The sequence below is a fragment of the Sphingomonas sp. AOB5 genome (assembly GCF_029433115.1).
Taxonomy (GTDB): Bacteria; Pseudomonadota; Alphaproteobacteria; order Sphingomonadales; family Sphingomonadaceae; genus Sphingomonas.
In genome coordinates this window covers 1-22,665 of record NZ_JARNTV010000053.1, presented here as the reverse complement: position 1 = coordinate 22,665, position 22,665 = coordinate 1, and the positions used below count along the sequence as shown (strand labels likewise).

Sequence of the window (22,665 nt, the reverse complement as noted above, 5' to 3'; positions counted from 1 at the left end):
AGCCGCTCGGGGGCAGGCGCCTCGCCGCCCAAAGCCGCTTCGGCCAGCGCGACCAGTTCGGCGGAGCCGTGGCGCAGTACGGTGCAATCGCTGGCGAAGCGCGCCGCCAGATCGTCGACATAGGGCTGGCGCACCGTCGCGTCGGTGCCCAGCACGCCGATCACGCGGCTCTGGCTGAGCAGCGCAGCGGGCTTGATCGCGGGCACGGTGCCGACGATCGGCAGGTCGAGCGCGGCGCGGACATGCTGGAGCGCGATGGTCGATGCGGTGTTGCATGCGATCACGATCAGTCGAGGATCGTAGCGTTCGGCCAGCCGCCCGAGCAGCGCGGGCACCCGCGCCGCGATCTCGCCTTCGCTGCGCGTGCCATAGGGAAAGCCCGCCGAATCGGCGACATAGACCAGCGGCGCCTGTGGCAGCAGCTTCGCGGTGGGCGCCAGCACCGAAAGCCCGCCCATGCCGGAATCGAAGAACAAGATGGGGCGGCTATCGGTCATCGCCGCGCGGAATGGCGCCGCGCCCGTTGCCCGTCAACCGCCCCGAGGTTGCGCACGCTGCACCGTCATCCGGCGTCAGCCGGACCAGGAATCAGTTCCGCGCCTTCCAGCGGGCGGGAACGCCATTGGCTTCGATCATCGGGCGGTTGGTCTGGATGAATTCGGCGCGGCTCACCTTGCCGTCGCCGTTCACGTCGTTGCGGGCGGTGAACAGCGCCTGGGCGCGCTTCGGGTCCAATGCCGTCTTGGGGACGCTGCCGCTGCTGACCGACATGCGCGGCATTTCCTCCGGCTCGAGATAGCCCGACTTGTTCTTGTCCATCGTGTCGAAACTGCTGCCGAGAAAGGCCGTGGCCGTCGCAGGCGTGGCGGGGACGCGTTCGGTGACGGTCTGCTTCGGTGCGTCCTGCGGTGCCGGCGTTCCGGCAAGGGTGAGGGCAAGGCTTGCCGCGACGATGATGCTCATGGTGATCGCTCCGGGAATCAGCCACCGGCGACTGCCGCCGGGGTGAAGCGGGGCATTGCCGGTCGCATCGTCCGGCGCGAGGTCCGGCCGATGGGGTACCAGCATCTGGTCCTCCGATGCGACCAGCAGCCGCGCTGCCTGAAGCGACGATCCGACGCCCAGCTTGGCCCGCGCCATCTTCAGACGTTTCTCCACTGCGTGCGGCGAAACCCCCAGCTCGATCGCCATTTCCTTGGCGGTCTGGGGCAGCAGGCGGCGGCGCAGGCATTCCTTCTCGTTCGCGGTCAGCCGCGCCAGCGCGGATCTCGTCCGCTCGTCGATCGTCACGCTGGGTCCTTCGTCTTCCACATCGCCATCCTGATAGGGTCCCGCGCGCCGGACCCCAAGCCCGTGCGATTGGTACCCCATAGCCGATCCATGTTGTTGCGCGGGGCACGGCGAGCGCCTAGCCTGTGCGCAAGGACGGGGGATCGATTGCAGACCGAAATACTCTGGCAGGCGAGCTTCGCAGCGCTCGTGATCGGCTATCTGCTCGGCGCGATACCGTTCGGGCTGCTGCTGACGCGCTTTTTCGGTGCCGGCGACCTGCGCCAGATCGGATCGGGCAATATCGGCGCGACCAATGTGCTGCGCACCGGCCGCAAGGAACTGGCGGCGGCGACTTTGCTGCTCGATCTGCTGAAGGGCGTCGCGGCGGTGAACGTGGCCGAATGGCTGTTCCCCGGCACCGGCATCCTCGCGGCGATGGCCGCGTTCCTCGGCCATTGCTATCCCTTCTGGCTGGGCTTCAAGGGCGGCAAGGGTGTCGCCACGCTGATGGGCGTGGTGCTGGCGCTGCACTGGCCATCGGGGCTGATCTATGCCGGCGTGTGGCTGGGGATGCTGGGAATCGTCCGCATCTCGTCGGTCGCGGGGATGAGCGCGGCGATCAGCGCGCCGATCAGTGCGGCGGCGTTCGGCCGGATCGATCTGGTGCTGCTGTTCCTCGCCCTCGCGCTGATCGTGGTGTGGAAGCATCGCGAGAATATCGACCGGCTGCTGAGCGGCACCGAGCCGAAGGTCGGCAAGAAGAAGGATGCCTGACCCGCGCGAAGCGCAAAATGACGCCGCGCGCGAAGCGCGGCTGAGGCTCATCCGGTCGGCCAATATCGGCCCGGTCACCTATCGCCAGCTGATCGCGCGCTTCGGTAGCGCGGAGGCCGCGCTCGATGCGCTGCCGATGCTTGCCGCGCGGGGCGGGGGCAGGGCGCCGCGCATTGCCGACGCGACGCTGGTCCAGCGCGAGATCGAACGGGTCGAGCGGCTCGGCGCGCAATACCTGTTCCTCGGCGATCCCGATTATCCCGCACTGCTTGCGGAGATCGAATCCGCGCCGCCCGCGCTGATCGTGCGCGGCAATGTGGAGCTGACGACACGCACCTGCGTCGCGATGGTCGGCGCGCGCAACGCCAGCGCCGCCGCATGCCGCTTCGCCCGTCAACTGGCGCTGGGGCTGGCCGAGGCGGGGGTGACGGTCGTGTCGGGCCTTGCCCGCGGCATCGACACCGCGTCGCATATCGGCTCGATCTCCGGCGGCACCGTCGGCGTGATCGCCAGCGGTATCGATGTGACCTTCCCGCCCGAGAATCGCGAGCTTCAGGAACAGGTTGCGCGTGAGGGCCTGCTGGTGGCCGAACAGCCGCCGGGCACCGAGCCGCTCGCCCGCTTCTTCCCCTCGCGCAACCGGATCATCGCGGGCCTCGCGCTGGGCACGGTGGTGGTCGAGGCCGCGCCACGCTCCGGTTCGCTGATCACCGCGCGGCTGGCGGGCGAAGCGGGCCGTGACGTGATGGCCGTGCCCGGCTCCCCGCTCGATCCGCGCGCGCAGGGCTGCAACCTGCTGATCCGCGAGGGCGCCACGCTGGTGCAGAGCGTCGATGACATCCTGGAGATGGTCCGCCCGATCGATCCGCGCGCGTTCCGCTCCCCGATCAGCGCCTGGGAAGGCGGCCCGCCGATCGACGCGAGCGAAGGGGATCGCCACGGCATCGAAGGCCTGCTCGGCCCGGTCCCGGTCGCAGTGGACGAACTGATCCGCCAGTCCGGGCTGCCGTCCGCGGTGGTGCAGATGGTGTTGCTGGAGCTGGAACTGGGCGGGCGGCTGGAGCGGCACGCGGGCGGGCGGGTTAGCTCCGGCGAGAGTTCGCCTAAAATTGATCAGTAAAATCTCCCAGTTTAAGGTCTGAAACGCTCGAATGAAGATGGTATCTTCGCTCGGCATTGAAATATATCTCATGGTTACTCATGTAGGCCGCAATTATAATCTTTGTATTGTTTTCAAACTCTATCGTATCTTTTTCGATATAGAATCTCATCGCATCAGCACCATTCTGGCCTGTTCTCTGAAATTTAAATTTCAAATCTCCATTTTAAGATTTTATGCCAAGAATTTTACCTGAAAATCTTTCAGTCATAATATAAATCCATATATTACGGTGTGATACCATAAATTAGCACGTAATTATGGCATTCTAGACATAATAAATGTCCAGTATGGATATTGCAAAAATCCGCTGAAAGTAATTGTGGAATTTAGGATTTTATTAGCATTCTGCATGACTGATTACCGCGGCCGATACTCGACCCGCGCCGATCCTTCCGTCCACACCGGCAGATACAGCCCCTGCCCGGCGGGGTAGAGCGATCCCGTCCGCACCTGGCCGATCTCGGCGCGGATGACGAAGGCGCCCGCGCGTTTCTCGACGATGGCGCGTTGCACCTTGCCCATCAGCTTCCGGAAATCGCGCGCGAAATTCTGGGTGAGCGATGCGGCGATCTCGTTCGCCACCTGCGGATTGCTCACCAGCTGGACCAGCAGGTCGCCGCCCAGCCCGTCGGTATTGCCGCGCACCTGCACGTCCTGAAACGCCACGGTGAGCGAACCCGGCGCATTCACCGGCTTGGCGGTGACCCACACCATGCCGTGCGTCTCGCCGCCGCCCGCATTGCGCCGCGCCGCCAGCGTCAGCCCCAGCGCGATCCGCCCGCCCTCGGTGCCATAGACCACGACATTGTCGAATCGCGCGGTCACTGGCCCGATGCCGGGCAGCTCGAACGGCCGCTGCGATCGCTTTGTCAGCGCGCGCAGCACCACCGGCTCCAGCTGCGCGTAATCGGCGATGACCGGGATGAACAAACGCAGCCGCGACCCCGGCGCCTCGCGCACCAGTTGCGGCAGCGGCGTCGCCACCGGATCGGCCGGCTTCGGCCCGACAAAGGTCTCGGTCAGCGCGGTCAGGCCAAGCCGCAGGCGCAGCTTGCCGCCCGACAGGCTGTACCCGCCATAGCTCAGTCGCTGCGGGGTGATCCGCATCCACACCGGCGGATTTTCCGCGTTCAGCTCCAGCGAGGTGAAGCTCTGCCGCCAGGCATCGGCCACCTTCGCGCGGATGTTCAGCTTGGCGATCTCGCGCGGCAGGGTGCGTTCCAGTTCGCGCACGATCGGGGCGAGCTTCTCGTCCACCTTGTCGGTGAAGGTGATCCGCTGGCCCAGGAAGTCGATTCCCGGCGGGTTGGTCCAGCCATAGCTGAGCCGTACGGTCGCGCCCGGCGCCCAGTCCTTCGACAGGCTCAGCCGGATGCGGGCATGGACCATCGCCGATCCGGTCGCGGTCTTGCCCTTCAGGAAGCCGCCCACGTCGCGCGCCGCCACCTGCGCACGAATCGGCACATCGGCGATGATATCCTCACCCTGACCGCGCAACCGGATCGCCCCGCGCGTGACAGTGCCGATCACGTCGCAGCCGAGCGACGGCGTCACCTTCAGGTTGCGCTTGAACAGCCGCACCCGCTGGGCGGGCACGCATTTGTCGACATGGCGATTGATCGACCAGAGCGTGCGCGGGATCGCCCGTTCCAGCTCGCGCAGCAGCAGCGCGGTGTCGACGTCGAGCGGCACGGCGATGGTCGATTCATGCCGCGGGACGTTTACCGGATCGGCCAGCCGCGCGGGCGGCGCCACATCGGTATTGCGCGATACGATCACTGCCACGATGGCGACGACCGCCACGATCAGCCCCAGCCCGATGATCCACAGGACGAACCGCGGAAAGCGCCGCTTCGGGGCTGGTTCGTCGCTGGTCAGTCCGGCTTCCATGGCGCTCCGATCGATCTTCAGGAACGGATACGTTCGACGCGCGCGCCGGTTTCATCGCCAACCCGCTTGACGTGACGCCGCGAGCTTCCCCACCTTACACGCGTACACGTAAGGAAATTCCTACACCCCATGCAGCTTGTCATCGTCGAATCGCCCGCCAAGGCGAAGACCATCGAGAAATATCTGGGCAAGGACTATCACGTCCTGGCGTCCTACGGCCATGTCCGCGACCTGCCGGCGCGCGACGGTTCGGTGAACCCGGACGATGGCTTCGCGATGGAATGGGAGGCCTATGCCGACAAGTCGAAGCAGCTCAAGGCGATCACCGATGAGGCCAAGAAGGCCGACCGCCTGATCCTCGCGACCGACCCTGATCGCGAAGGCGAAGCGATCAGCTGGCATGTGCAAGAGGTCCTGCGGAACAAGAAGGCGCTGCCCAAGGAGGTCGAGCGCGTCACCTTCAACGCGATCACCAAGCCGGCGATCCTCGAAGCGATGAAGAATCCGCGCGAGCTGGATACCGACCTGATCGACGCCTATCGCGCCCGCCGCGCGCTGGACTATCTTGTCGGCTTCACCCTCTCGCCGGTGCTGTGGCGCAAGCTGCCCGGCGCCAAGTCGGCCGGCCGCGTCCAGTCGGTCGCACTCCGCCTGATCGTCCAGCGCGAGCGCGAGATCGAAGTCTTCAAGCCGCAGGAATACTGGTCGGTCACCGCCGACATGGAGCAGGACGGCACCGCGTTCCTCACCCGCCTCGTCAAGTGGAAGGGCGACAAGCTCGACCGCCTGTCGATCGGCGACGGCAAGACCGCCGAAGCCGCGAAGAAGGCCGTCGAGGAAGGCCGCTTCTCGGTGGTCGGCGTCGAGACCAAGCCGGCGATGCGCAATCCGCCGCCGCCCTTCACCACCTCGACCCTGCAGCAGGAGGCCGCGCGCAAGCTAGGCTTCTCGGCCAGCCACACCATGCGCATCGCCCAAGGTCTCTACGAGGACGGCGCGATCACCTATATGCGGACCGACGGCGTCACCATGGACGGCGACGCGATCCAGGAGGCCCGCCGCGCGGTTGTGAACCGCTATGACGGCCACTATGTCCCTGAAAAGCCGCGCGTCTACACCGCCAAGGCGAAGAATGCGCAGGAAGCGCACGAGGCGATCCGGCCGACCGATTTCAGCAAGGACAAGGTCGGCGGCGGCGATCATGCGCGTCTGTACGACCTGATCTGGAAGCGCGCGCTGGCCAGCCAGATGGCCTCGGCGCGGATGGAGCGCACCACCATCGATCTGGAGGATGCGACCGGCCAGCATGGCCTGCGCGCCACCGGCCAGGTGGTGCTCTTCCCCGGCTATCTCGCTTTGTACGAGGAAGGCCGCGACGACGAGGGCGACGAGGAATCGCGCCGCCTGCCCAGGATGTCGTCGGGCGACACCCCGGCCAAGAAGGCAGTGAATGCCGAACAGCATTTCACCCAGCCGCCGCCGCGCTTCTCCGAAGCCTCGCTGGTCAAAAGGCTGGAGGAACTCGGCATCGGCCGTCCGTCTACCTATGCCTCGATCATCCAGACGCTGAAGGACCGCGCCTATGTCCGCGTCGAGAAGAACCGCTTCTTCGCCGAGGAGAGCGGACGGCTGGTGACGGCATTCCTCGAACGCTTCTTCGAGAAATATGTCGGTTACGACTTCACCGCCGAGCTGGAGGAGGAGCTGGACGATGTGTCGGGCGGCCGTGCCGAATGGCAGGCGGTGCTCGACAGCTTCTGGAAGGACTTCAAGCCGCGCACCAGCGAGGTGATGGAGCAGAAGCCGTCGGAGATCACCGCGGCGCTCGATCAGTTCCTCGAGCCCTATCTCTTCCCCGAAAAGGAAGACGGCAGCGATCCGCGCCTGTGCCCCACCTGCGGCACCGGTCGTCTGGCGCTGCGCGGCGGCAAGTTCGGCGCGTTCGTCGCATGCTCCAACTATCCCGACTGCAAGTTCACCCGCCGCTTCGGCCAGCCGGGCGGCGGCGAAGGCGACAGCAACGGTCCGGAAGTGCTGGGGCAGGACCCGGAAACCGGCCTGAACGTCGAGCGCAAGTCGGGCCGCTTCGGGCCCTACATCCAGCTGGGCGAAGGCAAGGAAGCCGCGCGTTCCTCGATTCCCAAGGATATCGAGCTGGATCTGGATTGGGCGCTCAAGCTGCTCAAGCTGCCGCGCACCATCGGCAACCATCCCGAGACCGGCAACCCGATCACCGCGTCGATCGGCCGCTATGGCCCTTACCTGGCGCATGACGGCAAATACGCCCGGCTCCAGTCGACGATGGAAGTGTTCGAAACCGGCATGAACGCCGCGGTGGTCAAGCTGGCCGAAGCGGCGGCAGGCGGCGGACGTCCGCAGCGCGGCGCCTCACGCGAGCCGCTCAAGATCCTCGGCAAGCATCCGCGTACCGAAGCCGAGATCAAGCTGATGGACGGCCGCTACGGCGCCTATGTCACCGATGGCGAGACCAACGCGACTCTGCCCAAGTCGATCGAGAAGGACCAGCTGACGCTGGAGGAAGCCGCCCAGCTGATCGACGCCCGCGCTGCGGCTGGTCCTGCGAAGGGCAAGGGCAAGAAGAAGGCTGCACCGAAGAAAGCGGCTGCCAAAAAGGCCCCGGCCAAGAAGGCGGCAGCGAAGAAGTCCGCGGCGAAGAAGGCCGACGCCTGATCCAATCCCCCCGTCACCCCGGCCTTGTGCCGGGGTCCACCGGGAGGCAGGCGTCGGACAAGAGGCTGAAGGTCAGCCCGTCAGGCTGAGTGGACCCCGGCACAAGGCCGGGGTGACGGCTATCTCAGTGGCTAGCGCTTGCCCGTTCCCGATCGTGCTCCGGCCTTGGCCGGAGCGCGGCAGCTTCTAAACCAGCCGCGAAACCAGCCACCCCGCCAACCCAAGCTGCACCACCAGCGTCGCAATCACCCCGATCGCACGCGGCAGCGGCGGTGGGCCCTTGCTTGGCGTGTACAGACCGATGGCATGCAGCACCCGCGCGGCGACAAAAGTGCCCGCGGCATAGGTCAGAATCTGGCGGTCGGCCCCGCCCACCTCCAGCAGCCCGATCAGGATCAGCGTGATCGGCGCATTCTCGGCAAGGTTGCCATGCGCGCGGCTGGCCGAGGTCAGGCCGGCGTCTTCGCCCAGCCCGAAAGACAGGCGCGTGCGGAAGCGGTGGCGGATCGTGTCGAGCGCCAGCAGCGCAAGCAGGATCGCGAGCGCGGCCGCGGTAAATCCGGTGATCGTCAGGTCCATCAGTCCGTCCCCCTCTCCGTCAGAACCAGTAGCTTCGCAGATTCTCCATCGGCCGGCGCATCCATTCGGCAAGGCCTGCCGGGGGATTGGTGCATCGCACCCGCCAGTTCCCGTCTCCGGCTGCCGCCGGCCAGGCGTAGAAGCCCTTGGCGATATTGTAGGTGATACCGGATTTCGCGGCACTTCCGGCGTGCTGGCCGATCAACGACTGACCGGGCTTTATGAGGCGGGGCCGCGTCGCGAACTTCTCATTTTCCGAGAAGCTTACGTTTCTCTCGGGGGTATCGGGGTAGGTATATCTGGCAAGCACCCGCAGCCGGAGGCACAGCGTACGCGCGCTCACATTGGTGACGACCACTGCCGAGCTGTATTCCGTCCATCCGGCGCTCGCCGCGTAGCGGTTCGTGGCCTGGCTGATCTCGATGGGACCCAGCACCTCGCTGGATGACCGGAAGTCGCCCTGGGCGCCGGGATGCTTGCGCCTCAGGCTGTTGCGCAGAAGCGTTTCGGCGGTGAAGCGGTTCACCGGCTCCGCATCGTCCTGCAACGGCGACAGAGCGACCATCATGGCCAGTGCCAGCGTCATTCAACTTCCCCCAAAGCGAACCGCGTGAAGCGTCGCGTGGGGGTGGGAACGAGTCAAGCCGCCGGACTTGGGGAAATACGCTCCCGCCGGCGGAGTCGCGGTTTACGCCGCGCGGCGCTGGGTCATCATCAGCCAGTCGCGGGCTGCCTTCTGGGCGGCCAGGATCTCGCGGGCGGTCATGTCTTCGCTAATCTCCGCGCGGCAATCCTTGGCGCGCTCGTTGCCCGACATGGCCGAGATGTTGAACCATTTATGGGCCTCGATCAGGTCGATATCGACGCCTTCCGCGCCGCTCGAAAAGACGATGCCAAGGTCATAGCATGCGTTGTGATCGCCGCGGGCCGCATCGCGGCGGCGGCTTTCGATCAGGAACTGTGCGCTCTTCAGGCTGCTGCCCATGTCACTACCCCTTTTCCACCCTCGTGGTATGGGGACATTGGCTGCACAAATCGGAATAAATGGTTAACGGCGTTAACCGTAATTGTTCAGATTGACGGGTATATTGTCGATGAGCCGCGTCGTGCCGATTCGCGCCGCGGCCAACAGCCGGCCCGGGCGACCCTTCTCCGGCGCGCCCAAAGTCTCGGCATCGACCAGCTCGACATAGTCCAGCACGAAGCCCGCAGCGGTCATCACGTCGCGGGCATGCGCCAGCGCCGCCTGCGCATCGCCGCCTTCCTCGATCGCCCGCGCCGCGGCGCCCAGCGCGCGGGGCAGGGCCACCGCCTTCACGCGATCCTCGGGCAAAAGGTAAGCGTTGCGCGAGGAGAGGGCGAGGCCGTCATCGTCGCGCTGGGTGACCACGCCGATCACCTCCAGCCCCATGTCGAGATCGGCCGCCATGCGCCGCACCACCGCGAGCTGCTGGAAATCCTTCTCGCCGAACAGTGCGGCATCGGGCCGCACCTGGTTGAACAGCTTCGAGACGACGGTCGCGACTCCATCGAAATGTCCGGGCCGCGCAGCACCGTCCAGCGTCTCGCTGACGCCCGAGACCGACACGTTGGTGGCGAAGCCCGCCGGATACATCACCTCGACCGGCGGCAGCCAGAGGATGTCCACGCCGGCCTTGCTCAGCATCGTCGAGTCGGCCAGCTCCTTACGGGGATATTGCGCGAAATCCTCGTTCGGGCCGAACTGCTTCGGGTTGACGAAGATCGACACGACTACGCGATCGGCATGGCGCTTCGCGGCCTCGACCAGCGCCATGTGCCCGGCGTGCAGCGCGCCCATGGTGGGCACCAGCGCCACGCGCTCGCCTGCCTTGCGGAACGCCGCAATCGCTTCGCGAAGATCGGCAAGCTGACGGACGGTTTGCACGCGTTAACACTTTCGATATGGGTGTGAGGGGCGGCCTTCTATGGGGGGAGGGCCGGACGATCAACAAAGGATGTAGAGGCGTTGTCCGACGGAGCGAACCGGCTGCACGTAATCGTCTTCGCCAACGAAAAGGGCGGGACCGGCAAGTCCACGACTGCGGTCCATACCGCGATCGCGCTTGCGGCCAAGGGCGCCCGCGTCTCGTGCTTCGACCTCGATCATCGCCAGCGCACAATGGGCCGCTATCTCGACAATCGCGCCCTCACGATGAAGCGTTCGGGCCGCGAACTGCCGATGCCGCGTTATGAAACGCATGACGGCGAGACGATGGCTGCCTTTTCCGATTCGCTCGACCGGCTGAGCTATGAAGCCGATTTCCTGGTGATCGACACGCCCGGCCGCGACGACAAGTTCGCCCGCATCGCGGTCACCAATGCCGATACTTTGGTCACGCCGATGAACGACAGCTTCGTCGATTTCGACCTGATCGGTCAGGTCGATCCCGAAACCTTCCGCGTCTCCAAGCCCAGCTTCTATTCGGAGATGATCTGGGAATCGCGCAAGCGCCGCGCCAAGTCGGATGGCGAGACGATCGACTGGGTCGTGCTGCGCAACCGCGTCCAGCATATCGAGGCGCGCAACATGAAGCGCGTGTCCGACGCGATCGACCAGCTTTCCAAGCGAGTCGGCTTCCGCGTGATCTCGGGCCTGTCCGAACGCGTCATCTATCGCGAATTGTTCCCGCAGGGGCTGACCATGCTCGATTCGGGCGAGTTCGGCGGAATGGTGCTCAGCCATGTCGCGGCACGTCAGGAGCTTCGCGAGATGATGGCGGGTCTCGCGCTTCCGGAACCCGTGCTGCCGCTGTTCGCCTGACATGTGGAAGGTCGTTCTCGCGGCCGGGGTGATCTGGCTGTTCTGGAAGCTGTGGCACGGCAATACCCGCCCGCCCGGCACCCCGATCCCGCCGCCGCCAAGGCCGATGAGCGAATCGGAAGCGCAGGCCCGCGCGCTTCTGGGCGTCGATGCCGATGCGAACGAGAAGCAGGTCCGCGCCGCGCATCGCCGCCTCGTCACTGCGGTCCACCCCGACAAGGGCGGATCGGAGGAGCTGACGCGACAGATCAACGCCGCACGCGACACTTTGCTGCGCCGCAACGATTGAACTTTCGCGCCCGGTGAGGGATTAGGACGCATCCTTTCCTCCCGGAGGTTCCATGACCCACAAGTTCGATCCGACCTCGCTGCGCGAATACGACATCCGTGGAATCGTGGGGGAGGCGCTGGGACCCGATGACGCGCGCGCGATCGGTCGCGGTTTCGCCACCCTGCTGCGCCGCGCGGGCGGGCACCGGGTTGCCGTGGGCCGCGACGGCCGCGTCTCGTCGCCGATTCTCGAGGCTGCGCTGATCGAGGGCCTTACCGCCAGCGGATGCGATGTGGTGCGCGTCGGCATGGGGCCCACCCCGATGCTCTATTACGCCGAAGCGACGCTAGAGGTGGATGGCGGCATTCAGATAACCGGCAGCCATAATCCCGGCAATTACAACGGCTTCAAGATGGTGTTCCAGCACCTTCCGTTTTTCGGCGAGGACATCCAGAAGCTTGGCCGCATGGCCGCGGAAGGCGATTGGGACGAAGCGGACGGCGAAACCAGCGTCACCGACTATTCGATCGAGGACGATTATGTCGGCCGGCTGATGGCCGGTTATGCCGGCGGCGCCTATCGCGTCGGATGGGATACGGGCAATGGCGCCGCCGGCCCGGTGATCGAGAAGCTCGTGAAGCTGCTGCCGGGTGAGCATCACACGCTCTTCACTGATGTCGACGGCAATTTTCCCAACCATCATCCCGATCCTACCGAGGAAAAGAACCTCGCCGATCTGAAGAAGCTCGTCGCGGAGAAGCAGCTCGATTTCGGATTGGCTTTCGATGGCGATGGCGACCGGATTGGCGCGATCGACGGTCTGGGCCGGGTGATCTGGGGCGATCAGCTTCTCTCCATTTTGGCGGAACCTGTGCTGCGGGTGGACCCCGGCGCGACGATCATCGCCGACGTGAAGGCGTCGCAGGCGCTCTACGACCGAATCGCCGAGCTGGGCGGCAAGCCGCTGATGTGGAAGACCGGCCACAGCCTCATCAAGACCAAGATGAAGGAAACCGGCGCACCGCTCGCGGGCGAAATGAGCGGCCACATCTTCTTCGCGCAGGACTATTACGGCTTCGACGACGCGCAATACGCTGCGGTCCGGCTGATCCAGGCGGTGCATGTCATCGGCAAGTCGATGAACCAGCTCAAGGACGAGATGCCGGCGATGGTGAACACGCCGGAAATGCGCTTCCAGGTGGATGAGAGCCGCAAGTTCGCGGTGATCGACGAAGTGCTCGACCGGCTCGAAGCCGAGGGCGCCGACGTCAACCGCACCGACGGCGCGCGCGTGAACACCGCCGATGGCTGGTGGCTGCTCCGCGCATCGAACACCCAGGACGTGCTGGTCGCCCGCGCCGAGGCCAAGTCGCAGGAAGGCCTCGACCGCCTGCTCGCGATGATCGACGCGCAGCTGGAGGCCAGCGGACTGGTCCGCGGTCCGCAGGCGGCGCACTGAGGCTGCAGGCATGGGGCTTTGGGCGCGCTATATCGCTTGGATAGACCGCGACCTCGATGCGAACTTCCCCACGCTGAACTCCACCGCCGCGCTGGTACCTGTCCTGCCGGTTCTGCTCGCGGTGTTCGTGCGGACTCTGTGGGATCCTCCGGAACCGGCGCGCACCTGGCTTGCAGGCGCTGTCATTGTGTCCGTTGCCGCGCTGTTTGGGATCTGGCTGTGGCGGGTTGTCGATGCGCTGTTCCTGCGGCCGCCCGGCTGAGCCGCGGGAAATAGAGACTCGCTTTCCGCCGCGTCAGACCCCACATCGCGCGGGCAATGCCGTCGCCGCCACCTTCCATCATCCGCGTCATCGATCTCGAGACCACCGGCAGCGCGCCGCCCACCCATGGCGTGTGCGAGATCGGCTGGCAGGACGTGGCCTTGAGCGCCAGCGGGCGGTGGGAGTTGTTCGGCGAGGGCGGCCAGCGCTTCGTCAATCCCGGCCGCCCGATGTCGCCGATCACCACCGCGATCCACCATATCCGTGACGAGGATGTCGCCGATGCGCCGTGGTGGCACGATGTCGCCCGCCCGATCCTCGATCCCTGGCCGCGCCGCGTGGCGCTGGCCGCGCACCGCGCGACATTCGAGGAACAATTCTGCACGCCGTCGCTCACCCGCGGTGCCGACTGGATCTGCACCTGGAAATGCGCGCTGCGGCTGTGGCCCGACAGCCCCAGCTTCTCCAATCAGGTGCTGCGTTACTGGCGCAAGCCTGAGGGGCTGGAGCACGAGCGCGGGCTTCCTGCCCACAGGGCCTTCCCGGACGCCTATGTCACCGCCTTCCACCTGCGTGACATGCTCAACGAAGCCAGCGTCGCCCAGCTGATCGAATGGTCGAAACAGCCCGGCCTGCTCCCCCGCGTCCGCTACGGCCCCGATCGCGGCAAGGAATGGAGCGAGATCGACGACGACAGCCTGGCCAGCTTCATGGCCGATCGCGACGTCGATATCCGCTTCACCGCCGAGACCGAATATCGCCGCCGGCTGGGTGGCGGACGCGTCGGGCGGGACCCGGAGAATCTGCTGCTCTAGGCGCTTACCTGGGTCTGTAGCGAGTGGCGGTACAGCGTCGTCGCGACGATCCCTGCGATCACTGCGCTACACCCGCCAGCAAACGCCACCATGATCGGTGCGAAGGCCCAGAGCATGGCATAGATCAGCCCGCTAATCACCATCGACCAACCGCCGAATCGCGCCGCCCGCTGGGCGGCGGCGGTCGGCTCGAACTTCTTGGGCATGCGATTGCCGTACCAAGCGATCATCACCCCGTTGATCGCTACGGTTCGGATCAGAGCATCACCGTCGATATAGCCAAGCTGAAACGCGATAGTGCCGACCAGCGCCAGTGCGACGATGCCGATGCCCCAGGCGCCCTCTCCTGTCAGTTCCTTGTTCATCGCGCGGTCTCCTTGCCGGCAGCGGGCGATTCCGCGCCGATGCCGAATGAATCGACGAAGCCGAGCAATGCTTCCTCGAGCACCGACAGCTTCAAGTGATAGATGATCGATTTGCCGGCCTTCTCGGTATGGACCAGATCGGCTTCCTTCAGCACGGCGAAATGGGCGGACATGGTGGGCTTCGATACGTCGAACTGATCGCTGAGGTCGCCTGCGCTCATTGGCCCCTTGCGCAGGAGTTGAAGCACCCTGCGGCGTGTGGGATCGGCGAGTGCCCTGAACACCTGACTCATCAGCGTACCTTGCGGCCGAATCCTCGCTTCGCAAGCCAGTTCGTGATCGTATCCAGCGCCAGCGGGGCGATCGTCTCTTCGGTCAGATAATATTCGCTGACCGCGCCCGTCCGGACCGTCTGCATCAGATGGTTGAGGCCGGGAAGCTCGGTCACTGTCGCGTCCGGGTTTCCGGCCAATGCGGCGCGGAGCAGAGGCAGGTTCATCGTGGGAGGGACCTGGGTGTCCTTCGATCCCACGATCGCGAGTACCGGTGCGCGAACCTGTGACAGCGTGGTGGCGGGATCGACATTCAGGATACGCATCACATCGGGTCGGGTCGATCTTGCGGCCATCCTCTTCGCGCCGTCGGCCGGCATGCCTTTTGCGATCAGTATCGTTTCGACCGCGGTTCGCGCCGCTTCGGGGGTCGGCGCTGCCCGAACCGCCTCGAAGATCGTTCGCCGCAGTTCGTTCTGCTCCGCGATGACGGCTTCGGGATACCCTTGGGCACGGGCCATTTCCTCGCCCTGCTTCAGCAGCAGATCGTATACCGCCGCGCCGGGGCCCGCCATTTGCACCACGAACGCGACGTCCTTCCGCCGGCTCGCTACCATCGATGCGACGATCCCGCCCTCCGAATGGCCGATCAGGCCGACCCGCGCCTTGTCGATTTCTGGCCGCGCCATCAGCATGGCCAACCCGGAATCGACATCGTCGGCGAAGTCCTCGAGCGTCGAGGTGTTGAACCGACCGGACGAGCCGCCGACGCCGCGATCGTCGCAGCGCAGCGCGGCGATGCCGTTCCGCGCGAGATGATCGGCCAGCACCAGGAAAGGCTTGTGCCCGACCATCGTCTCGTCGCGATCCTGCGGGCCGGTACCCGTCAGCAGATAGGCGACCGGATGCGGTCCCTTGCCGTGCGGGAGCGTGAGGGTGCAAGCGTTGCTGACGTCGCCATTGAGAAACGACAGCTCTTCTATGGCATAGGGGAAGGGCGCCCGTGGCAGTTGTGGCCGGCCAGGCGGCCCGCGGTCGTTACGGGAGAACTCGGCCGGGGCTAAGCCGAATGATCCCTTGAGCGACTTGCCGTCCGGCTGGAGCTTGCCTTCAAAGCGCAAGCCCAATGCCGGCGCGGCAAAGCTCACCCCGTCGCCCGTGCGGTTCAACTGGTTGACCGGCACCCCCATCTCCAGCGCATGGGGCAAGTCGATCAGCGCATGGGTGCCATGTTCGTCGGTCACTACATGCAGCAGCACCGTCGCCTGCACACCTTGGTCGACCAGCGTACCTTCCCAATAGCCGTTCAGACCTTGGATAACCGGCAGGCCGAGAAAGCCGGGCCTCAACGCCATGTCTGTGGTGCGGCCAGCGGTGCGGACCTGACCCACCCACGCTCCGGCTGCGGGATCCCAGCGCCCCTCGAACCGTCGTGTCCTGCCGCGATAGGTGAAGCGCAGCACACCATCCTGTAACGTCAAATCCTCCAGCGGTAGGTTCCACAAGCCATTGTCAGGCAAGTCGATATCGCCGGTGAAGACGCCAGCCCCCTTCTGCTCGATATGGACGGCGGCGCGAAGCGGGCCGCTGCTCCCTTCCATCGTTCCCTGCCAGTCGCCTGCGGGTGACCGTTGCGCGAGCGCGCTGGTGGTCGAAAGCAAGGCCGCGACCATGGCGGTGAACGCGAGAACAGGCTTCAACTCGACCTCCAGCAAAACGATTCTATAATTAGCTAATTATCAAATCGTGACGCTGGAGTCAACGGATCATTTCCGCCGCCCCGCCAGCAGCCACCGCACTCCCTCCGGCGCAGAACCTGCCGGTCCTGCGCGCCGCTCTGGCCCGGAATCCCGACGCGACCGTGCGTGAACTGCCCGGCCTCAATCACCTGTTCCAGACCGCGGAGACCGGCGCGGTGGCCGAATATTACCAGATCGAAGAGACGATGGCGCGGCTTGCGCTGGAAACCATCGCGCAGTGGCTGGCGGAACGTGGTTTCGCTCGCAAGCGGCGGCGCTGAGGGTTACCGCTGCACATCCAGCCGGTGGAGCACCTGCATCGGCGCACCCGCTGCCGCCATCCGGCCGCGCACCGCGGCATCCAGTATTGGCCGCGGCCGCGCCATATAGGCGCCAGGCGGCAGCCCCATGAACCGGCAGAAGTCCCGGTTGAAATGGGACTGGTCGTGATATTGCAGGTCTAGCGAACCCAGCCAGCGCGCGTTCGGGTCGAGCAATGCTTCGCCCAAGGTGCGCAGGAAGCGCTGACGCCGCAGCAACAGCTTGGGCGTGAAGCCGAACGCGCGGCGGCTCAGCCGGTCGAGCGAGCGCAGCGAAATCCCGGCGCGTCCGGCCAGTTCGGCCACCGTCGCCAGATCGGGATCCGACAAGGCGGCATGCGCGCGCGTGATGGCGTGATCGTCCGCTGGCGCCGTGTCCAGCAGACCGAGCAGCGTCCGGTTGATCACCGCTGCCTGATCGTGCGGATCGGCATCGGGATCGCGCAGCAGGGGTCGCATCGCAGTCAGCGCCGCAAGCGCCGGATCCGCCTCCGCGTCGACGAAGCGGTCGGCAAAGTCGACGGCGGGCGCGCCGATGAACTTGGCCCAGCCCAAAGGCAACAGGCCGATGCCCCAGCTCCGGATCGTCCCGGTCTCGAAATGCGTGGCATGACAGGTGGGGCCGACCAGCACGCAGGATGGCACCGGCCGCATCTCGCCCGGGCCGATCGATGCAACCCCCGCATCGCCCTCGATGAAGCGCAGATTAGCCCATTCGGGATGCAGCATGTCCGCCATCCGCGGACCCGCCCCGGTCTCGATATCGTTGAGATAGATCGCCGAGACATAGGGCGTCAGCGCCGCATCCGGCGCAAAGAAGCGCATCCGCGCGCTACGTTCCCCCATTGCGTCCGTCACAAGCCCTCCCGCCGGGATTTCTGGCGGAAAATCAGCGGGATGGCAATGCATCCAAGGCCGGGATAATTGCCGTCACGCGATCGCCGGTGGCGCCTGACGACGATGCAGCCCTTGCCACGCCTTCATGACGGAGTCCCGGTTCAGATCGCCAGCGAATATGGATCGTGGCCGCGGATCATAGTCATAGAGAACGGTACAGCCATTCGGCTCCATGCCGATGTTGCTGCACAGGTGCGCGCCTTCATCGGTGAAGGCCGCGGCAATCACTCGAGCGCTGCGGCCGGAGGCGTCGAGAAACTCCTCGGAAATATGCAGCAGCAGATCAGTGGCAAGCTGCAGGAAGGGAGACTGAAACCCCTTCTGGAACGCGGGCCTGATCGCAAAGGAGAGCAGGAGAAGATAGGGTGCGCCCTTGTTCTGGTCCTGAAAGAGGATGTGGCTGACTTTCAGATTTTCATCCGGCAGCGATCCCGATTCGACTTGCTGTCCAGCGTCGGCGGTGAGCGGCAGAACGACTGCCCAGCCGGCGATCCGGTTGGTGCTGGTTTCGATGATCCCAAGGATGCAGCGCGGGTTCAACCCATAGCCCACGACTGCCTCACGGGCATCGACCGTGCCCTGAAACACCTCGCGGTACAGGTCGGTGTTGATCAGGATCACTTCGTCCAGGCTCAGCACCCTGCTATGAAAGCGGCCATTCTCGTGTGCCGGGATAGGGCCGCGGCGTTCGGCGATGCGGACAAGCCCGCGGATCGTGATCAGCACGATGAGCGCAAGCGTAACCCACAGGAAACCCAGTTCCAGCGCGCGCTCGATCTGGGTCGCCGGGGCGCCAAACCACTCCGCGACACGATCCCTGAAGCTCGTCAATATTGTCAGGCCCAGATAGCCGAGGCCGGCAATCTTGCCCTTTATCGTCCTGAATTCCGATACGACGACGCGGTATACGATAGCGCCCCAATGGACGGCTCGCATCGTGAGCTTCATTTGCCGAATCCCCCGAACCGGCAACGCGCTGACTGACGAGCAACCGATCCCGGCAGCTTCGCATCGTGACCGTCCCTGTCAATATGACCGGGCAGGCAATCAAAGCGTGTCGTTACTTGTACTCGACTATAAGAGTTCGATCATGGGCGGTTATGTCCGCCGCCGCCCTGCCAGCAGCCACCGCACGCCTTCCAGCACGGCTCCGAACACCAGGTGCGAGGCCACGCCCCACACCACCGGCTCGCTCGTCTCGATTTCGGGATCGGCGTCGAGCACCGCGGCCGGATCTGCCAGTGCGGCGGCGGCAAGGCCATAGGCACCGCCGAAACCGGCGCTCGCTTCGGGCCGGTATTCGGTCAGCACGCCATAGATGCCGCCCATCACCGCGCCGATCACATAGGGGGATGCGTCCTCGCTCGCCGGCGGTTCGGCGGGGGCGTCGTCATCCTCCGCGGGCAGTCTGGCGAGCTGGGCCTGAAACGCCGACATCGCCGCGGCGGCAACCAGCCCCGCGGCGATGCCTGCTGCCAGGCCGATAAAGGGTCGGGGGCCGGTGGACATGCGCACCTCTTCAGGCGGCCCGGGGCGTCTGGGCCTATGCACATGCCATCACCGGCCCGCTCCCGCGCGTCAATACTGGACGCGCACGACCTTCAGGTTCTTCTTGGCGAGGAACGCCTGAACGCTGTTCCCGCCCGCCAGATGGCCCGCGCCGACCGCGATGAACACGGTGCCCGGCTGCTCCATCCGCTTCGCGATCCAGTCGGCCCAGCGGCCGTTGCGATCGGTCAGCAGGATCCGGGTGATCTCCGGGCTCATGCTCATCGACTGGTTCATCAGCGCGCCCAGACCCTCGGGATCGCCCTTGGCCCAATGCGCCACCATCTGATCGAGCATCGTGCCCATCTTCGGCATCTCGTCGACGGTCGAGATCAGGAAGGCGATCTGCAGCGGCTGCGGCATGGTGTCGAAATAGCCCAGCTGCTGCTCGGCGGTTTCCAGACCGCCGACCGGCTTGCCGGCTTCCTTGGCCGCGGCGGTGAGCACCTTTTCGACGCCCTGATTGGGGTCATAGCCCAGCTTGGGCAGCGATCCGGCGGTGAGGACGATCGAGGCGAACCACGGATCGAACCGGTCGAACATCGCGGCCGGCGCACCGACCGAGTCCATCGCCGCGCTATAGGCGGCGCGCTTGTCGGCGGGCAGCTGCTCGGTGATCGTCGGCCCCGTGGCATTCAGCGCCATCGGCATCACGATCGCCTGCAGTGCGGCGGGCTCCGGCTCGACCATTTCGAGCATCACCTGATCGCTCTTGTCGAAAGCGTCGCGCACGGCGCCGTCGAACCAGCTCAGGCCCGGCTTCAGCGCGTGGACGGTGCCGAACAGATAGATGGTCGTATCCTCGTCCTTCAGCACCCACAGCGCCGGATCGGCAGGCGTCGTCGCCGCTGCCGGAGCAGCCTGGGCCGGTGCGGACTGGGCCAGAACCGGGGTGGCGGGGACGGTCAGCGCAAAGGCGGTGGCCAGCACGGCGCCCGAGAGAAACAGCTTCTTCAACATCATGATACTCTCCGGTTTGGCGGCGTTACGGCCGCAATTTCTTCCAGCCATAGGCGGCAAGCGTTACGATCGAAGTGGTGGCGAACAGCACCATATGGTTCGGCTCGGGCACAAGCGTCCCGCGCCACAGGATGAACCAAGCCATGTAGAGGGCCATATAGAAATAAAGTCCTGTGCTGTTCGCGATATAGTTGGCCCGCATCTCGAGCTCGTCGACCATGCCGAAGAACTTCCAGCTGCCCCAGGCCAGCGACACGATCAGGAACAGCACCAGCCCGATCGCCAGCCATGCGGGCATCGGCCCTTCCATGAAGCCGGCGCCCGGCCCGTTGCCCATCGACGTGGCGAAACCGATCACGCCGCCCGCCAGCATCAGCATCGAAAAGGTCCCCACGATGCGATTCCTGCGGGCGCGTTCGGCGCGCTCGCCTTCTCCTGCGCCCTTATTCGCCATCGCCATTTCCTTCCCCGTCATCGAATATGTCCTCGATCCTCAAGTCGAACAGCCGCGCGACGCGGAAGGCCAGCGGCAGCGAGGGATCGTATTTGCCCGTCTCGATCGCGTTGACCGCCTGGCGCGATACGCCCAGCCGTCCGCCAAGCTCTGCTTGGCTCCAGTCGCGTTCGGCGCGCAGCACCTTCAGCCTGTTCTTCACCGCTCTCTCCACACTGCGTGGTGTCGCCATAACCTGACCGAATGTCAGGTTACACTGACTAAATGACAGCGAGTCGCGACTATGTCAAGCGACCCTTACCATCTGTAAGGGTCGCGTGGCGCTGCATAGGCGATGATCGTAATGTTCAGCGGAAGACGATGGTGCGGTGGCCGTTGAGGAACACACGCCGAGCGCCGACCCACTGGACCGCGCGCGCCAGCACCTGCGCCTCGATATCGCGGCCGATGCGGATCATGTCGTCGACCGAGGCGCGATGATCGACGCGCTCGACCGCCTGCTCGATGATCGGCCCCTCGTCGAGGTCGCTGGTCACGAAATGGGCGGTCGCGCCGATCAGCTTCACGCCGCGATCATGCGCGCGATGATAGGGCCGCGCGCCCTTGAAGCTGGGCAGGAAGCTGTGATGGATGTTGATGCATCGCCCCGCCAGCTGCTCTGACAGATTCGTCGAGAGGATCTGCATGTAGCGGGCAAGGATCAGATAGTCGGCGCCGGTCTCATCGACCCGCGACAGGATCGCGGCTTCCTGCGCGTCCTTGCCCTCGGGCAGCAGGTCGAAGGGCAGGCCGTGCCATTCGGTCAGGTCGCGCAGCGTATCGTGGTTCGAAACGACGCCCGCAATCTCGACACCCAGCCCGCCGGTCTTCCAGCGATGCAGCAGGTCGTTGAGGCAGTGCGATCCCTTCGACACCGCGATCAGGACGCGCGGTTTCGCTTCCGCCTCGGCCAGAGCCCATTCCAGCCCGAACCGTGCAGCCACCGGCGCGAACGCCTCGCGCAGCTGCCCGGTCTCGAACGGTGCACCCGCCGCCTTGAACTCGACCCGCATGAAGAAGCGGCCCGAATCCAGATCGGCATATTGCTGGCTGTCGAGGATGAACCCGTCGCGTTCGGCCAGAAAGCCGCTGACCGCGGCGACGATGCCCGGCCGGTCCTCGCAATCGAGGGTCAGGATCCAGACGGGCGCGTTCGCGGCGGTCATCGCGAACGTGTCAGGCAACCGCGCGGCTGATCGCGCACAGCTTGTTGCCGTCCGGATCGCGCAGATAGGCGAGATACATGGTACCGAGCGATCCGCCCTCGCGCAGGCCCGGCTCGTCCTCGATCGAGGTGCCGCCCGCCGCGACACCGGCGTCGTGCCACGCCTTGGCTTGCTCGGTCGAGCTGCACTTGAAGCCGATCGTCGCGCCGTTGGCGTGGCAGGCCGGCTCGCCGTCGATCGGTTCGCTGATGCCGAACGTATTGCCCTCATGACGATAGAAGAGCCGGGTCTGGCCCGTGGCGTTGACGTGGCGCATCGCCTCGCCGGTAAAGCCCAGCACGCCCAGCGTCGCGTCGTAGAACGCCTTGGAACGCTCGATATCGTTCGAGCCGACCATGATGTGATTGAACATCAGAACACGACCACGCTGCGGATGCTTTCGCCTGCATGCATCAGGTCGAAGCCCTTGTTGATCTCTTCCAGGCCCATGACGTGGGTGATCATCGGATCGATCTCGATCTTCCCGCTCATGTACATGTCGACGATCTTGGGCACGTCGGTGCGGCCCTTGGCGCCGCCGAACGCGGTGCCGCGCCAGTTGCGTCCCGTCACCAGCTGGAACGGACGGGTGGCGATCTCCTTGCCTGCCTCGGCCACGCCGATGATGATGCTGGTGCCCCAGCCGCGATGGCACGCCTCGAGCGCGATGCGCATCACTTCGGTGTTGCCGGTCGCGTCGAAGGTATAATCCGCGCCGCCATCGGTCATCGCGACGATCCGCGCGACCACATCCTCGCGGCTCATGCCCTTCGAATTGAGGAACTCGGTCATGCCGAAGCGGCGACCCCATGCCTCGCGGTCCGGGTTGATGTCGACGCCGATGATCTTGTTCGCGCCCGCCAGCCGCGCGCCCTGGATCACGTTCAGGCCGATGCCGCCCAGGCCGAA

The 22,665-nt window shown here is 65.4% G+C and carries 28 protein-coding genes; 9 read left to right on the top strand and 19 right to left on the bottom strand.

Annotation, left to right across the window (positions count from 1 at the left end):
- The coding region (gene murI / locus P1X14_RS17340) for a glutamate racemase (RefSeq protein WP_277316671.1) at positions 1-497 on the bottom strand (497 nt) is incomplete at its 3' end.
- 91 nt (positions 498-588) lie between these two features.
- Complete coding sequence (locus P1X14_RS17335; protein ID WP_277316670.1) at positions 589-1,311, bottom strand: EF-hand domain-containing protein; 723 nt, start codon at positions 1,309-1,311, stop codon at positions 589-591.
- A 126-nt stretch (positions 1,312-1,437) separates the two neighbouring features.
- Between P1X14_RS17335 and plsY the strand changes: the two genes are divergently transcribed.
- Both plsY and dprA read left to right on the top strand, forming a co-directional pair.
- Complete coding sequence (plsY, locus tag P1X14_RS17330) at positions 1,438-2,046, top strand: glycerol-3-phosphate 1-O-acyltransferase PlsY (protein ID WP_277316669.1); 609 nt, start codon at positions 1,438-1,440, stop codon at positions 2,044-2,046.
- Positions 2,039-3,166, top strand: coding sequence for a DNA-processing protein DprA (gene dprA / locus P1X14_RS17325; protein ID WP_277316668.1), 1,128 nt, complete (start codon positions 2,039-2,041; stop codon positions 3,164-3,166). The genes plsY and dprA overlap by 8 nt, the downstream gene beginning before the upstream one ends.
- Positions 3,167-3,565: 399 nt before the next feature.
- On the opposite strand, the gene P1X14_RS17320 is transcribed toward dprA, so the two are convergent.
- Complete coding sequence (locus P1X14_RS17320; RefSeq protein ID WP_277316667.1) at positions 3,566-5,098, bottom strand: DUF4403 family protein; 1,533 nt, start codon at positions 5,096-5,098, stop codon at positions 3,566-3,568.
- Positions 5,099-5,227: 129 nt separating this feature from the next.
- Between P1X14_RS17320 and topA the strand changes: the two genes are divergently transcribed.
- Positions 5,228-7,789 carry a type I DNA topoisomerase gene (gene topA / locus P1X14_RS17315; RefSeq protein ID WP_277316666.1) on the top strand — a complete coding sequence of 854 codons (2,562 nt, stop codon included), beginning with the start codon at positions 5,228-5,230 and terminating at the stop codon, positions 7,787-7,789.
- 186 nt (positions 7,790-7,975) lie between these two features.
- Here topA and P1X14_RS17310 read toward each other — a convergent pair whose 3' ends face one another.
- The 4 genes from P1X14_RS17310 to panC all read right to left on the bottom strand — a co-directional run bounded on the left by P1X14_RS17310 (position 7,976) and on the right by panC (position 10,274).
- Positions 7,976-8,368: an MAPEG family protein gene (locus P1X14_RS17310; RefSeq protein ID WP_277316665.1), complete on the bottom strand. Its 393-nt coding sequence runs from the start codon at positions 8,366-8,368 to the stop codon at positions 7,976-7,978.
- Positions 8,369-8,387: 19 nt separating this feature from the next.
- Complete coding sequence (locus P1X14_RS17305) at positions 8,388-8,954, bottom strand: hypothetical protein (RefSeq protein WP_277316664.1); 567 nt, start codon at positions 8,952-8,954, stop codon at positions 8,388-8,390.
- A gap of 102 nt (positions 8,955-9,056) precedes the next feature.
- Positions 9,057-9,353, bottom strand: a complete 297-nt coding sequence (locus P1X14_RS17300; RefSeq protein WP_277316663.1) for a hypothetical protein — start codon at positions 9,351-9,353, stop codon at positions 9,057-9,059.
- Between the two features lie 72 nt (positions 9,354-9,425).
- Entirely contained in the window at positions 9,426-10,274 is an 849-nt protein-coding gene (gene panC / locus P1X14_RS17295; protein WP_277316662.1) for a pantoate--beta-alanine ligase, read from the bottom strand.
- An 81-nt stretch (positions 10,275-10,355) separates the two neighbouring features.
- Between panC and P1X14_RS17290 the strand changes: the two genes are divergently transcribed.
- Genes P1X14_RS17290 through P1X14_RS17270 form a run of 5 tightly spaced genes read left to right on the top strand, consistent with a single transcriptional unit; the run spans position 10,356 to position 13,957 of the window.
- Positions 10,356-11,150 carry a division plane positioning ATPase MipZ gene (locus P1X14_RS17290; RefSeq protein WP_277316661.1) on the top strand — a complete coding sequence of 265 codons (795 nt, stop codon included), beginning with the start codon at positions 10,356-10,358 and terminating at the stop codon, positions 11,148-11,150.
- Position 11,151: 1 nt separating this feature from the next.
- A complete protein-coding gene (locus P1X14_RS17285) occupies positions 11,152-11,439 on the top strand; it encodes a J domain-containing protein (protein WP_277316660.1) in 288 nt (95 codons plus the stop codon).
- A gap of 52 nt (positions 11,440-11,491) precedes the next feature.
- Positions 11,492-12,880 carry a phosphomannomutase/phosphoglucomutase gene (locus P1X14_RS17280; RefSeq protein ID WP_277316659.1) on the top strand — a complete coding sequence of 463 codons (1,389 nt, stop codon included), beginning with the start codon at positions 11,492-11,494 and terminating at the stop codon, positions 12,878-12,880.
- Between the two features lie 10 nt (positions 12,881-12,890).
- Entirely contained in the window at positions 12,891-13,142 is a 252-nt protein-coding gene (locus tag P1X14_RS17275; protein ID WP_277316658.1) for a hypothetical protein, read from the top strand.
- Positions 13,143-13,198: 56 nt separating this feature from the next.
- Positions 13,199-13,957, top strand: a complete 759-nt coding sequence (locus P1X14_RS17270; RefSeq protein WP_277316657.1) for an exonuclease domain-containing protein — start codon at positions 13,199-13,201, stop codon at positions 13,955-13,957.
- Here P1X14_RS17270 and P1X14_RS17265 read toward each other — a convergent pair.
- From P1X14_RS17265 to P1X14_RS17255, 3 genes are read right to left on the bottom strand one after another with little or no spacing between them, the layout of a single operon-like run.
- Positions 13,954-14,322 (bottom strand): ammonium transporter, encoded by a 369-nt coding sequence (locus P1X14_RS17265; RefSeq protein WP_277316656.1) that lies wholly within the window; start codon positions 14,320-14,322, stop codon positions 13,954-13,956. The genes P1X14_RS17270 and P1X14_RS17265 overlap by 4 nt on opposite strands.
- Positions 14,319-14,615, bottom strand: coding sequence for an autorepressor SdpR family transcription factor (locus P1X14_RS17260; protein WP_277316655.1), 297 nt, complete (start codon positions 14,613-14,615; stop codon positions 14,319-14,321). The genes P1X14_RS17265 and P1X14_RS17260 overlap by 4 nt, the downstream gene beginning before the upstream one ends.
- On the bottom strand, positions 14,615-16,294 hold the full coding sequence (locus tag P1X14_RS17255; RefSeq protein ID WP_277316654.1) for an alpha/beta hydrolase: 1,680 nt from the start codon (positions 16,292-16,294) through the stop codon (positions 14,615-14,617). The genes P1X14_RS17260 and P1X14_RS17255 overlap by 1 nt, the downstream gene beginning before the upstream one ends.
- 161 nt (positions 16,295-16,455) lie before the next feature.
- Between P1X14_RS17255 and P1X14_RS17250 the strand changes: the two genes are divergently transcribed.
- On the top strand, positions 16,456-16,614 hold the full coding sequence (locus P1X14_RS17250; RefSeq protein ID WP_277316653.1) for a hypothetical protein: 159 nt from the start codon (positions 16,456-16,458) through the stop codon (positions 16,612-16,614).
- A 3-nt stretch (positions 16,615-16,617) separates the two neighbouring features.
- Here the strand turns inward: P1X14_RS17250 and P1X14_RS17245 are convergent, their stop codons facing one another.
- From P1X14_RS17245 to P1X14_RS17205, 9 genes are all read right to left on the bottom strand, one after another.
- Positions 16,618-17,478 carry an AraC family transcriptional regulator gene (locus P1X14_RS17245; protein WP_277316652.1) on the bottom strand — a complete coding sequence of 287 codons (861 nt, stop codon included), beginning with the start codon at positions 17,476-17,478 and terminating at the stop codon, positions 16,618-16,620.
- 105 nt (positions 17,479-17,583) lie between these two features.
- Positions 17,584-18,498 carry a hypothetical protein gene (locus P1X14_RS17240; protein ID WP_277316651.1) on the bottom strand — a complete coding sequence of 305 codons (915 nt, stop codon included), beginning with the start codon at positions 18,496-18,498 and terminating at the stop codon, positions 17,584-17,586.
- A gap of 150 nt (positions 18,499-18,648) precedes the next feature.
- Positions 18,649-19,059, bottom strand: a complete 411-nt coding sequence (locus P1X14_RS17235) for a DUF1440 domain-containing protein (protein ID WP_277316650.1) — start codon at positions 19,057-19,059, stop codon at positions 18,649-18,651.
- A 69-nt stretch (positions 19,060-19,128) separates the two neighbouring features.
- Positions 19,129-20,061 carry a TraB/GumN family protein gene (locus P1X14_RS17230; RefSeq protein WP_277316649.1) on the bottom strand — a complete coding sequence of 311 codons (933 nt, stop codon included), beginning with the start codon at positions 20,059-20,061 and terminating at the stop codon, positions 19,129-19,131.
- Positions 20,062-20,083: 22 nt separating this feature from the next.
- Positions 20,084-20,512: a hypothetical protein gene (locus tag P1X14_RS17225; protein WP_277316648.1), complete on the bottom strand. Its 429-nt coding sequence runs from the start codon at positions 20,510-20,512 to the stop codon at positions 20,084-20,086.
- A complete protein-coding gene (locus tag P1X14_RS17220; RefSeq protein ID WP_277316647.1) occupies positions 20,502-20,714 on the bottom strand; it encodes a helix-turn-helix transcriptional regulator in 213 nt (70 codons plus the stop codon). The genes P1X14_RS17225 and P1X14_RS17220 overlap by 11 nt, the downstream gene beginning before the upstream one ends.
- A 145-nt stretch (positions 20,715-20,859) precedes the next feature.
- On the bottom strand, positions 20,860-21,717 hold the full coding sequence (gene purU, locus P1X14_RS17215; RefSeq protein WP_277316646.1) for a formyltetrahydrofolate deformylase: 858 nt from the start codon (positions 21,715-21,717) through the stop codon (positions 20,860-20,862).
- A 10-nt stretch (positions 21,718-21,727) separates the two neighbouring features.
- Positions 21,728-22,129, bottom strand: a complete 402-nt coding sequence (locus P1X14_RS17210; protein ID WP_277316645.1) for a VOC family protein — start codon at positions 22,127-22,129, stop codon at positions 21,728-21,730.
- The coding region (locus P1X14_RS17205; RefSeq protein WP_277316644.1) for a zinc-binding dehydrogenase at positions 22,129-22,665 on the bottom strand (537 nt) is incomplete at its 5' end. The genes P1X14_RS17205 and P1X14_RS17210, both read right to left, overlap by 1 nt.